Here is an 8,941-nt window from a genome sequence, read left to right as displayed (position 1 = left end):
TTAAAAACTAAATCTATCCAGAAAACCTTCCTTTCGTAGTCGCATATAAAACATGCAAATCATATTTAACTTCAAAATATTTTATAAATAAAACCATGAACTTTTTCATATATTCAAAATAAAGCCAGGATTCATTACAAATTAATATAATTGGATATCCTTTTGTTTTTTTTACTTCAAAGAAGAACTCAGAACATATAAAAATTTGATATGTTTGCCCACAAATATGTATCAGATCGTTGGACTTTTCATTTATGCTGGACCCTCGTGGTTCCAGCCGTCGCCTTTGGCTATGGCGGACACGGCAAGCCACAGGGAATAAGCAGGAAGGTAAAATTTTTAAAAAAAGAAAATTATTGGGCCATCCAATACTTCTTTCAACAAATGGAATCAAATGCATTTTGTCATACACATGAACAATCTTGCCACGCTTCAACATAAAAAAACTATTTAAAACAACTTCACCAACCCTTCGATGCCCCCCAAACATAATGATTGCATCTAAATCTTTATCAGACCACAAAGAAACAAAAGATTGATAATCTTCTATCTCAAAACAAAACGTAGACTCTGGCATCAAAATAGCCTTAGCTTTTGGCAGCTTTGTCAGCTCATCGTTTATACTTTCTGCCATCTTATGACCTACAAACGCAGGATTTTTGCATCCATACCACCAAGGCTGTATATATTTTATATTTGAGTTATTTATGGTTGGCGACTTGCTTGGATTTGGCTCATAAAAAAAGAATTCTGCTAAAAACGGAATAAAAAAAACGACAGAGAACAAGAAACCTAACCCCCGTCGTCCTCTTAACTCTTTGTATTTTGCTATAAACAGCTGAAACAAAATTAAACAACTCAAAGCACCAAGAACTCCTATCTTTTTGACACACCACAATACCTGTGGGTAGTAAGCCAAACTGATAAGAGGATTGAAAAACGGATACCCCTCAATCACACCAAAAGGAGCCATGCAACTTAAAATCATGAATCCAAAATAGGTTATGGTTAACAAAAACTTTATTTCTATGCGAGAAGTTTGCGTTATCCGCCAAATCCACAAACCCGAAAACATCGACAGGTATACAATAGTGCTAATCCACAGTAAAACTCCTGACGTTGTGCCCAGGCCATCGCAACCGGTTGTAAGGATCATCATCAAAAACCATAGAAGCTTGATCGAGCAAGTGAGCAAGCCCCAGGCAAAACCCTTAATAAATGAATTATTTGATACAAGCAAAGGAATCAAAAAAATCAACGTGCACGGAACAGACAAGAAAGGAAACCAGTCAGGAATAATAAACAAAGCCGCAGATAAAAAAACATATTTCATATGATGCCTCTGGCGATCTAAATATAAAATGGTTATAATAATTTCGAAATCCTTACACCAAGATACATCATGAAAAAAACGTAAGGAAAAGATATCAATTTTTAATCCATACTTACCAGGAGCTTACTTTTTATGAAAAAGTATATTTTATCAATGTTTATGTGCTTGCATCTAGCAACACCATACACGTACACCGAAAATCCATCTAGGCCATCAGTTGAACAAGTCTTTGGTGGTTTAACCGAAGATCAAATTGCAGAGCAGGTAAAAGAAGGACAGCGCTTCTTAGAAGAACTTGAAAAAAATGGTACCCCGGAAGAAAAAGCAGAATTTGAACGACTCTTGATGGAAACTCTTGAATCAATGTCAGAACAAGATTTTAATGACATTACAAGTATTGCAAAAATGGTTGAGCCGCACTTAGATTTACCCCAAGAAGAGCCAAAGCGATCACCAATTGAAGAAATTAAACCTGAAACTAAGCCAGACCGCATCGTTGCATCCGGAACTGATTTAGAAGTATTTCAAAACTTTATTGGCTCAATTACAGAATGCATCGATCAGCTTTTACAAAAAATGCAAAGCTCCAAAGGCTGCTCAGAGCAAGTCGATATGAAATGGAAAAGCAAAGTTACATTTGGCAGCATGAAACGCCAAATCTATCAACTCAGAACAAAGCGCCTTGCTGAAAAACTATCTAAAAAAGAACTTTCTCCAGACGAGAAAGATTTAATTAAAACATTAAAAGAGTTCCTTGCTGATATTACTGAACAAAACGATAGCTTTAAAATTGAAGACAATTTTGGACTGCCTACAACAATCGAACTAGAAAAAACCTATCTTAAAAAAACACAGGCTATTTTATCAGTATTTGATAACTACATAGATCAGCTCATGCCAATGCTTGAAAAGTTCCTTCGCAAATGGGATCCAGAAGCCTTAGAAATGTCAAAAGAGGCTGATGAAAAATCAAAAATAGCATTAAAGTCAGCAACCGACTCAGAAAAGTTTATCGCACAAAAACCAGCAACTCCATCAGAAGCTAGAAGAGCTTCATCATCCACTGGTGGCAACTACAACAGTGGCTCACCAAGCGGATACGCAGGCTCATATGATCCGTACAGCCAGTATGACCAATCTGGATATGGACCAGGAAGTTACGGACCAGACCAATCAGACTTTGGTGGCAAATCAGGATCGTCATCGTCTAGCTCTGCTCAAAAAGAAGGCGATAAACCAGCAGCAGCTCAAAAAACGCCAGAAGATAAAGCTACCGAAAAATCTACGATGTCTGCATACGATTATGCTGCAAGTGAGTTAGAAGATCATACAAAAGATTCATTTGATGCAAAGTATGAACAGGAATTTGTAGATTTTTTAAATAAGGTGGTAACTAATTATCCTCCAGCATCACAAACCGAGACTACCCCGCCAACAACATCCATTCGCAACGAAATAGATCAAACTAACTGGATCGAAAATGATTTTAAAAATTATACATCAAAAGTAAAAACAGAATTTAAAAATAAATTCGTACAAAGCTTTGAAAACCTTGATGACGTTTTAGGCACCGTTAAGAAAAAAATTGTAGAAATGACGAAAGACGATTTACAAAAACTACAAAACAACAAAGACATTGCTACAATAGAACGAAGAATAGCAAGGTATAAAGAAGCGTTTGACCCTATCCAAGATAGACTGAATGCAAAGAAAACACAAAACACCTCAAGTCAGCAGTCTGCTGCCACTTCAAACAATTCTATCTTTCAGCAAAAAGGTCCTGAGTACTCTAAAGCTCACAATGACTTTTTAACCTTCTTGAGTGATAAAATTGGTGATAAACTTACAACATTCCAATCAGACCTAGAATTCTTAAAGCGAAAAGCAAAACGAAAAGCAGGAACTATTCGCAACGCAGATAAAAAACAAACAAAGGTAACCGCTCAAGCTACTGCTACTCCAACTGTTGGATAAGATAACAGTATAGGCTTTGAGCATACCGAAAAGACATCAATAAAAAAGTAACTCCAAGTCTTAATTAAGATTTGGAGTTACTTTTTTATACAAGTTTATGACACTATAAATATTGTTTATGTTACTGTTTGAGCACCAATGGATATGTTTTTTGTGGATATTTTTTTTGGATTACTAAATTTATTATTTGATATCTGCTCTAAAGCAAGTTTTTTCATTTCAATAGCATCTTTCATTACACTTTCTACGAAACTTAAAAGTTCTTGTTGCTTAGCTCGTAATCCACCAATATTTTGTTCTATATAAATTAAAGCATCAACTTTGTTTTCAGATGACAATTTTAATTTCTGTTTTTCAAGAGCTGCTATTATTTTAGAAATATCATTAAAAACTATGCCAACGCCGACAATCAAATCATCGTCTACGCGAAATCCTTTATTGAGCAACCCTTGAAACATTGAGTCGCTTCTGACCACGGACAGCTTTTCCACTTCAGAATAAGATAAAAATCTTGGATTGTTCATCAGAATTCTATGTAAAACTTCTCTATTTTCTATATTGTATTTATCCATCAAATTGAGAATCTCCCTATATTGTTGATACAATTTATAATAATTATAAGGAGCTTTTACATTTGCTTTCATCGAACTTAAAATATCACCAAGCTTCTTCTGTCCATCCCTAAATAAAGGTTTGACGTATGAAGAATTTGAAACCGCAGCCTGAGTTGTTGCTGCAAGACCTGCATCTTGATCAGCCAGAGCAGCTTTTACTGCCGCAGATGCCATAATTTCTAAAGATACCCCAGATAGTCCAGCCACCAAGCAACTAAACAATAACTTTTTCATACTATTCTCCCTTTTTCACCCTAAAAATATACCCTTTTGATTCAAGAATATCTTTTACAAAAGCAAAAAATCAAGAGTTTGCAAAAAAAAACTTAAGTAGTTTTTACAGATTGAGCAATAGACCTTCTTATCAACTAATTCGGCATTTGTTTTTTTAGTGCAGGAATAATCTGACCTTCAAGATACGATGGCTCAAAATGACTTCGAGACCTATCTGAAATGTTACGATGTACCAAAGATTCTAAGCTACTATTTTTTCCCAGTCCAAGCATAGCTCCAAGCAACCATGGTTTACCCTTTTTGTACTGATCGTGGGCAAACTCAATAGATTGTCCAAGTAAACTATTTTCTTTATCAATTCTTTCAGGGGTATACCACTCCAGTAAATCTTCCACTTCTTGAAGATGTCTAGCGCCCTGCTCCCCTCTAAGCTTTGTAAAATCAATTTTGGCAACGTCATATCCAGCAGCTATAAAAGCTTTAACAAACTTTTTATTATTATACTTTATTCCATAATCCAATGGCGTGAGATTCGAAACACTTGTCGCGTACATATTTGCACCATGGACCAACAGATCTTGTGTTATCTCAATCGAAGCATTTGATTGATCAATCTTTGCTAACTTGCATTTACGAGCAGCTAGATGAAGCGGTGTTTGCATATTGTCATCCATCGCCTCTATGTTTGCACCAGCAGAAATTAATGCTCTCACGCAAGAAGCGTTTATTTTTTCTACACTGGAGTGCAATGGGGTTTTTCCATGAAGATTTTGTAGTTCCAGGTTTGCATGAAGCGATACAAGCAAGCGCACCATTTCTGCACTCTTTGCAAAATGCATAGGCCTATTGCCACGTAAACTATTATCATTTCCAAGTGACTCAATCAGCTCAAGCTCACCAACCGTTGATAGCTCATCAATGAAAGCGCCTCTATCAATAAGCGCCTTAACCCTTACCAAATCATTATCATCCACGGCCTTATGCAGCGCAGGAATAGATGGCTCAATAGACTCTGGTCTATGAAACAGCTTTCTTGCTCTAAATTCTTGAAACGCAGCCTTTAAATCAAAGCCAACCAAAACAATGCAGATATACAAAGCGTATGATATTTTTTTTATTGATAACTTTTCCACTAAATCCCTAAAACAATAACTAAGAAATCCCTATAAATAATTACTTAATTACCAATCTCCCTATAGAAATAATACCTTATATAAAGCCAACAATCGAACTTTTAAATAGAAATTAATCCTTAATAAAAGTCTTTATAGAATTCATTTTTATAACTCATTTCATTAATCATTGCAAAAAAGACTTACACCCAAAATAAAAGATAGAGGATTGAAATCCCCCGCTTAGCCGGGCTCCCAGCCGGCGGGGGATTTCAATCCTCAGATTTTCTACATATTGCGCTTAGAAACCTTGAGCGCTAGGCCGAAGGTCTTTTGTCTAAAACCGCAGCACACCGGCCACAAAGTGCCGCGCCAGAAGTTGACACAGCAGGTGACTCAATTAAGGCAGAATTATCGACAACTGAATCAGTTAGATTTTTAATAACGCAATCATCTGACCACTGCCAACATCGATTACATTTTAATCCAGAAGCTTTCGTAACATTGATAAAGAGTCCAGGCAATGCTTCAACAAAAGAAGAATCCGCAAAAGAATTTTTCATCGATTCGCCCTGGTCTTGAATTTCAACCCCAGACGCGACCTTAATCACAGGCACAAGCTCGACTTGTGAAACAATTAAATATTCCTTAAAAAAGGCCTGCGCGCTTTGGCCTGGCAAATTTAAATAAAAATTTTCTATTTTTTCAAAATCAGCAAAACTTGAATTTATATGCAGTCGCACAAAAGAATCCAAAGAATGTTTGATAACGCCCTGCCCTCGCAAAATCTCAAGAGATTTTAAAACAGCGCCACGAATTTGCGACAACTTTTCCCAAATCATCAAAAATTCATTTTCCACTTCATTATGGTTTTCAATCAAAGTCCGTTTATGCGAATTATGTTGTCCATAAGATTTCACAACAAAATTAAATAATGTAACTGTATCTGCAAAATCCTGTAAATGAATCGAAGTATTACCATCTTCTTTACGCTTATAAAAATCAAATATTTGTTCTGCTGTAAGCGAAAGTATCGGCGCCATAATCGTTGTCATAGTATGTAAGATCTGATAACAAACAGTTTGCGCACTGCGTCTTAATCGACCATCAGCCTTTTCAACATACAATCGGTCTTTAATAATATCTAAATAAAAAGCACTTAAATCTTTAGCGCAATAATCTGCCAACTCATGAAACACCGCAGTTGTTTTTCTCTCGCGATATGCAGCCTGCATAGTCATATTAAACTTATGCAAGCGAACCAATGCTAATTGATCAATTGCTAACATATCCTCTGTCTTAACCGCATCTTTTTCATTGTCAAAATCATAAAGATTTGAAAGCAAGAATCTGCTCGTATTTCTAACCTTGCGATACACTTCAGAAATATTTTTCAGCAGCAATTCAGAAACCACAGGATCACTATCATAATCACTGCTTGCTACCCACAGCCTCAAGCCATCGGTGCCAACTTTATCAATAATCTGTCCAGGGCTTACCACGTTGCCAATAGATTTTGACATTTTTTTACCCTGAGCATCAACCGTAAACCCATGCGTTAAAATTTCTTTCATGCACGCAGATTTTTCTAAAACAAGCGATGTCAAAAGCGAACTTTGAAACCAAGCTCTGTGTTGATCCTTACCCTCAAGGTACATATCCGCCGGATATGCCTGTGATGGATTTTTTAAAAGAACTGCGAAGTGACTTACGCCAGACTCAAACCACACATCTAAAATATCAAATTCTTTACGCAGCGAGTTGGACAGACATGAAACACAAGCCTTCACACCAAGTTGCTCAACAGAAACCGTATCCCAAAATTCTATTCCATCTTTTTCTACACCCTGAGCAGCTGTTTCGATAAGCTCAACAGACGTAAAAGTATGCCCACAATCTAAACAGTTTAACGCTGGAATTGGAACTCCCCAGCTGCGCTGCCTAGACAAACACCACTCAAGTCGCCCTTCAAGTGTCGCCGAAAAACGATTTTTTCCACTCTGAGGAATCATTTCAAGTGACTGTATCGCCTCAAGCGCATGATCTTTTAAATCATGTTTAGATAGATCACAAAACCACTGGCTCGTCGCTCTAAAAATTAATCCATTTCTACATCGCCAACAATGCGGGAACGAATGTCGAATCGATTGTTTGAACAAAACGTTGTCGACTTCTACTAATTTTTTTATAACCCAAATCTGCCCATCAGCAACAGACATACCAATTAATTCCAAAGGATTAATTTCACTGCTATATTTTCCGTCAGCAGTGATCGGTGAATAAATTTCTAAATTATTTTTAATTCCAACTTCATAATCTTCTGGCCCACACCCAGGAGCACTGTGAACACAAGCTGTTCCATCTTCTAACGAAACAAAACCATCACCAATGATTGGTACTTGAAGATCTGTAATAAATGGATGATTAACCTTTTGCCCAATTAAAATCTCTGAGGCGAAAGCTTTAATTGTTTTTACGCTTGCCTCACCAATAATTCCTGCAACTTTTTCTACTAAATCTTTACCCAAAATAACAAGCTTGCCACTCATTTCAACCAGTGAGTACTGCGCACCAGGACGAAGCACAACCGCTCGATTCAATGGAAGCGTCCATGGAGTTGTCGTCCACACAAGCAAACTCACTTGCTTGCCATCAAACTCTGGAAAAAGATTTGAAGTTACAGATGTTGGCAATGGAAATTGAACATAGATCGATGGGTCTTTTCGTTCTGCGTACTCGATTTCAGCATTCGCTAAAACGGTCTGGCATGAAGCACACCAAGGAACTGTTTTTAATTTTTTTTGAATATAGCCTTGGCCAAAAAACTCTTTAAAGGCTCGTAAAATTGATGCTTCATAAGAAAAATCCATGGTAGTGTATGGCTTATCCCAATTCATCATCACACCAAGATTTTTAAACTCTTCTCGCTGAATATCAATCCACTTTTGAGCATATTTTCGACAAGCTTTTTTTAAATCTTGCGAAGATAATCCAGGGGTTTCTTGAGTAACTTTTAATTCGATAGGCAAACCATGACAATCCCAACCAGGAATTACCGGAACATGCTTTCCTGTCATGCGTTCAGCTTTAGTAATAATATCTTTTGAAATTTTATTGTACGCATGTCCTAGATGAATATTTCCATTGGCATACGGCGGACCATCATGAAGAATAAATTTTGTTTTTCCTTGGTTGTGAACAAATGTTTTTTCACTCAACTTTTCATCGTTCCATCTTTGCAGCATAATCGAATCGGAAATAGAAAACTGAGCCCGAATTGGAAAATCAGTTTTTGGAAGATTTAAAGTATCGCTATACTCATTTTTTTTCGTTTCATCACTCATGGAAAAATACCTCACGGCTCACATAAAAATATAATTTATATGAAAAAGGATACCAAAAACCTAACCTTTTACCAGAAAAGTCATAAACCATTGATTTCTTTATGGGTTATAAAATAACCTAAAATCAGTAATTTATAACCAAACCAAAGAAAGGCCCAAGACTATGAAAAAAAGAATACAAAAACATCTACTATAGCCTAAGTCATTAGGAGCTGCAGATCGATTGATGTATACTTAAGACACAAAAATTTAAAGGAGAAATGTGTCTATAATTTACAGTAATGATCTCAGAGAATTAGCACTAAAAAAAGTAGCTGCTTCAAAAAAACT

Annotated in this window: 5 protein-coding genes; 1 reads left to right on the top strand and 4 read right to left on the bottom strand. The window is 36.4% G+C overall.

All coding sequences use genetic code 11. The annotated features are described in order from the left end of the window. Positions 1-13: 13 nt before the first annotated feature. Positions 14-1,333, bottom strand: a complete 1,320-nt coding sequence (locus NTU89_00160; GenBank protein MCX5922961.1) for a hypothetical protein — start codon at positions 1,331-1,333, stop codon at positions 14-16. Positions 1,334-1,465: 132 nt separating this feature from the next. On the opposite strand from NTU89_00160, the gene NTU89_00155 reads away from it, so the two are divergent. Continuing rightward, positions 1,466-3,307, top strand: coding sequence for a hypothetical protein (locus tag NTU89_00155; GenBank protein MCX5922960.1), 1,842 nt, complete (start codon positions 1,466-1,468; stop codon positions 3,305-3,307). 116 nt (positions 3,308-3,423) lie between these two features. On the opposite strand, the gene NTU89_00150 is transcribed toward NTU89_00155, so the two are convergent. From NTU89_00150 to ileS, 3 genes are all read right to left on the bottom strand, one after another. Next, positions 3,424-4,155, bottom strand: coding sequence for a hypothetical protein (locus NTU89_00150; protein ID MCX5922959.1), 732 nt, complete (start codon positions 4,153-4,155; stop codon positions 3,424-3,426). Positions 4,156-4,289: 134 nt separating this feature from the next. Further along, a complete protein-coding gene (locus tag NTU89_00145) occupies positions 4,290-5,288 on the bottom strand; it encodes an ankyrin repeat domain-containing protein (GenBank protein MCX5922958.1) in 999 nt (332 codons plus the stop codon). 296 nt (positions 5,289-5,584) lie between these two features. Then, positions 5,585-8,611 carry an isoleucine--tRNA ligase gene (gene ileS, locus NTU89_00140; GenBank protein MCX5922957.1) on the bottom strand — a complete coding sequence of 1,009 codons (3,027 nt, stop codon included), beginning with the start codon at positions 8,609-8,611 and terminating at the stop codon, positions 5,585-5,587. Positions 8,612-8,941 lie beyond the last annotated feature (330 nt).

Source organism: Candidatus Dependentiae bacterium (assembly GCA_026389065.1).
In the GTDB taxonomy this organism is placed as follows: Bacteria; Babelota; Babeliae; order Babelales; family Chromulinivoraceae; genus JACPFN01.
The sequence above is the reverse complement of the archived record's forward strand: the minus strand, read 5'-3'. Positions and strand labels throughout refer to the sequence as shown.

Coding starts and splice junctions, on each gene's coding strand:
- ileS (MCX5922957.1), bottom strand. CDS start 8,611: ATGAGTGATGAAACGAAAAAAAATGAGTATAGCGATACTTTAAATCTT.
- NTU89_00150 (MCX5922959.1), bottom strand. CDS start 4,155: ATGAAAAAGTTATTGTTTAGTTGCTTGGTGGCTGGACTATCTGGGGTA.
- NTU89_00155 (MCX5922960.1), top strand. CDS start 1,466: ATGAAAAAGTATATTTTATCAATGTTTATGTGCTTGCATCTAGCAACA.
- NTU89_00160 (MCX5922961.1), bottom strand. CDS start 1,333: ATGAAATATGTTTTTTTATCTGCGGCTTTGTTTATTATTCCTGACTGG.